Annotated in this window: 1 protein-coding gene and 1 pseudogene; both read left to right on the top strand. The window is 73.3% G+C overall.

Annotated elements, in window-relative coordinates:
- Positions 1 to 207: hypothetical protein (locus ABD323_RS45125; RefSeq protein WP_344447738.1), on the top strand; the 207-nt coding region annotated here is incomplete at its 5' end.
- A 143-nt stretch (positions 208 to 350) separates the two neighbouring features.
- A pseudogene (locus tag ABD323_RS45120) lies at positions 351 to 531 on the top strand (glutamine synthetase); the annotation flags it as partial.

The following is a 531-nucleotide window of genomic DNA, read 5'->3' as shown; positions in this document are numbered from 1 at the left end:
CACCACCCCAACCACACCGGCCCGTTCGACCCCACCACCCTCACCGACCGCCACGCCTTCCTGGCCCTCCTGAACGCCGACCTCCCCACCACTCCCTCCCTCACCGGCACCCTCTACCGCCTCTACCCGGGCACCCTCGACGCCACCCTTGGTCTCGACCGCCTCACCGCCGCCGACCTGGTCAGCCGCTTCGGGCCGGAGGCGTAGGAGGACCCCGGGCCGACCGGAGCCGAACTCCCGCCACCACCCGGCTGGTTCCGTACGCGTAGCCACACGCACGGGTGGCCGGCTGCCGCCGGACGGGTGACAGGGCGTTCCCCCGCGGACCCGGGATGGGTGAGCATGGCGGTATGAACAGCGCCCCGTCCCGCGCCGAGCGGGCTGCCCAGGCCAGGCTGGCCGCTGCCCGGCTGACCGGTGAAGGTGTCGACGGGGTGGCGACCAGTTGGGTCGACAATGCCGGGATCAGCCGGGTGAAGACCTTCCCGGTACGGCAGTTGGAGCACGCGGCCGAGTGGGGCCTGGGTGGGG

Source organism: Kitasatospora nipponensis (genome assembly GCF_039528135.1).
In the GTDB taxonomy this organism is placed as follows: Bacteria; Actinomycetota; Actinomycetes; order Streptomycetales; family Streptomycetaceae; genus Kitasatospora; species Kitasatospora nipponensis.
Note: the sequence above shows the minus strand (reverse complement) of the source record. Positions and strands in the feature narration are given on the sequence as shown.